The sequence below is a fragment of the Sphaerobacter sp. genome, assembly GCF_019683595.1.
Taxonomy (GTDB): domain Bacteria; phylum Chloroflexota; class Chloroflexia; order Thermomicrobiales; family Thermomicrobiaceae; genus Sphaerobacter.
Genome location: NZ_JADGHZ010000290.1, coordinates 1 through 3,090, shown reverse-complemented (window position 1 = coordinate 3,090; position 3,090 = coordinate 1). Strand labels below are relative to the sequence as shown.

General features: G+C 69.4%; 2 protein-coding genes. Both read right to left on the bottom strand.

From position 1 onward, the window contains the following. Positions 1-72 precede the first annotated feature (72 nt). Positions 73-1,251, bottom strand: a complete 1,179-nt coding sequence (locus IRZ30_RS16740; RefSeq protein ID WP_294086823.1) for a M23 family metallopeptidase — start codon at positions 1,249-1,251, stop codon at positions 73-75. A 398-nt stretch (positions 1,252-1,649) separates the two neighbouring features. Continuing rightward, positions 1,650-3,020: an argininosuccinate lyase gene (gene argH, locus IRZ30_RS16735; RefSeq protein ID WP_294086820.1), complete on the bottom strand. Its 1,371-nt coding sequence runs from the start codon at positions 3,018-3,020 to the stop codon at positions 1,650-1,652. Positions 3,021-3,090 lie beyond the last annotated feature (70 nt).

The window sequence follows — 3,090 nt, the reverse complement described above, 5'->3', positions numbered from 1 at the left end:
ACTCCTTTCGCCCCGGCCACGCGCCACATTTTGTACGCGCGCCGGCCTTGGGCCGGCGCTCTGCTGGCATCGCTAGGGGAGGTAATTTTCCGGGTTCTCCCAGACGCCGTTGACCTGGACGGCGAAGTGGAGGTGCGGGCCGGTTGAGGCGCCGGTGGTGCCGATCGGGCCGATGTGCTGGCCTTGCTCGACCCACTGCCCGACGCTGACCCACGGCTGCGACGCCATGTGGGCGTAGAGGGTCGACACCCCGTTGCCGTGGTCGATCTTCACCATGTAACCGTAGCCCGAGCCGTTCCAGCCGGCGAAGGTCACGGTGCCGCTGGCGGCGGCAGCGATCGGGGTGCCCGCGGCGGTGGCGATGTCGAGCCCCTGGTGGAAGTGGGCATAGCCCTGGTACGCGGGCTCCATCCAGAGGCCGCTCGGGCCGAACCGCTGGGTGATGATGCCCTGCACCGGCCAGACGAACCCGCTGCTCGACTGGGCCACCGCGGGCGCCGGCTCCGGCTCTGCCTGGGCCGGTTCCGCCGCGGGGGCCTCCTGGACCTCCTGGGCCGGCGCGGCCTCTTGTGCGGGCTCCTCGACCGGCGCGCTCGCGCCGGGGATGGTCAGCACGTCGCCCGGGTAGATCAGGTGCGGATTGGCGAGCTGGTTCGCGGCGATGATGCTCTCCATCGACACGCCGTAGCGTTTGGCGAGGAGGAACACCGTATCGCCGGGTTGCACCTCGACGGTCAGGCCGCCACCGACCCCGCCCTCAGCCTCCTCACCAGGGATGTTGACGTGTTGCCCCGGGTAGATGAGGTTGGGGTCGGGGAAGTCGTTGGCCGCGATGACGGCCGAGAGCGGCACGCCGTAGAGCTGGGCGATCTTGTACAGCGTATCTCCCGGCTCCACGATATGGGTGACCCCGGCACCCGGGCCACCCACGCCGGTGAACTCGCCGGTGTGCTCGCTGGTCGTGGCTTGGCTGACCGTCGCCGCGCTGATGACCGGGAACTGGTCGGTGTTCTCGGAAGTCGTCCGAGCGGTGGCGGCTGCTGGCGCCGCACCGACGACACCCGCAGTCGCCACTGCGGCGACCGCCGCGGCGACCAGTGCCGACTGCGCGCGGCGCCCGCGACGGTAGGCTGCCAGATCAGCCATGCTCGGCGCCGGCGGCACCCAGTACTCGGGCTCCCGCAGCCAGCGCTCAATCGGGTCATCGTCACGCGGCGCTACCGCGGCGTGCGTGCGCGGCGCCGGGTGCATGTGCGTCGTGCGTGGTGTCGTGGTCGTGTGGGTCTGGGGCGTTTCCCAATCGGGACGCCAGCCGAAGCGCGGTTGCTGAGCAACGGGTCTGGTTTGGACGGACTCGGACGCATGAGCGCCCGGCCTCTCATCGAGGCGGCGAGGCATGATCAATCCCTTCCCTTTCCCCGGTTTCCCCGTCGCCACGTTGTTGGCCGGGCGCTGTCCCCACGCGTGGTCCGACCAGTGGCGACGAGTGTAATCCGTGGCCAGAGGATAACAATGCGTCGCCTCCGAGTCAACCTCCTCACGCGAACGGCTACTGAACGTACACGAATGTGCCGAAGAGGTGGATTGGCGGAGAGCGGCTGTGCCGGTCGCGCCGCTCTCCCGCCGGGGCATGGACTGAGAGGCAACGATCAGTCAAGACCGGGGATGGGACCGGTCAGGAGTCGCTCGGCCATCGCTTCGAACGCCGCGGCACGGGCTGCCGCGCGCTCCCGCCGGGCGGCGATCCGGCTGGCGCTCTCCTCGAGTCCCAGGTCGCCGGCCGTGCCCAGATGGGTGCGCTTGGCGAGCTGCTGGTGAGGGTCCATCGGCGGGACGGTCTCGAGCGCGGTACCGACCCGGCGATAGGCGTCGCGGAAGGGGATGCCCTGAGCGACGAGCTCATAGGCGGCGTCGGTGGCGAACAGTTCCGGGGTGCAGGCAGCCAGCAGGGCCTCCTCGTTCGGCTCCAGGTTGCGCACGGTGAGCGCGGCGACGCCGGCGGCGCGAGCCGTGAGGTCGAGCGCGTCGATGAAGGGGCGCTTCGTCTCCTGGTAGTCCATGTTGTAACCGGAGGGGAGCCCGGCGAGCACGGTCATGATTTGCTGCTGGTAGGCGAGCATGACGCTCCCTTTGGCGCGCAGCATCTCCATCGCGCCCAGGTTCTTCTTCTGCGGCATGATGCTGCTGCCGGTGGTGAACTCCGCGCCGATGGTGAAGAAGCCGAACTCGGCGGTGGTGAAGAGCAGGATGTCCTGCGCCAGTTTGGAGAGGTCGAGCATGACCTGGCTGAGCGCCTGCACGACCGCCGCTTCGAACTTGCCGCGCGCGTTTTGTGCGTAGAGCACGTTGCGCTGCGGGGCGCGGAAGCCGAGGAGGTCCGACACGTAGCGCCGGTCGATCGGGAGCGGCACGCCGTAGCTGGCGGCCGAGCCGAGGGGGCACTGATCGTTCAGGTCAAGCGCCGCGTCGAGGAGCGTCAGGTCGTCGAGCAGCGCTTCCAGGTAGGCCCCGGCCCAGACACCGACCGATGAGAGCATCGCGCGCTGCATGTGGGTGTACCCGGGCATGGGCGTGAGCCGGTGGCGCTCGGCCAGAGAGAGGAGCGCCTCGGCGCAGTCGAGGATCGCCCGCTCGACGCGCGGGGCCTCCTGCTTCAGGAAGAGCCGGAGGTCCACGATCACCTGATCGTTGCGGGAGCGGGCGGTGTGGATCTTCTTGCCCGGCTCACCGGTGCGGGCAGTCAGCGCGTGCTCGATCTTGGTATGGACATCCTCGTCACCCGGCTCGACCCGGAACGTCCCCGCCGCGGCTTCCTCAGCGATGGCGGCCAGCGCGGCACGAAGCGCGGCAAACTCGTCGCGGGCCAGCAGGCCGACCTTCGTCAGCCCCGCCGCGTGGGCGATCGACCCGAGGACGTCGGCCAGGATCAGCCGGTTGTCGTAGACGACATCGTCCCCGACCTCGAACGCCTCGATCTCGGGGTTGAGGCCGTACCCCTTATCCCAGAGCTTGGTAGCCATGCGGTGTCCTTTCGTGGTGCGGGTAAGACCCCTCACCCCCCGGCCCCCTCTCCCACAAGGGGAGAGGGGG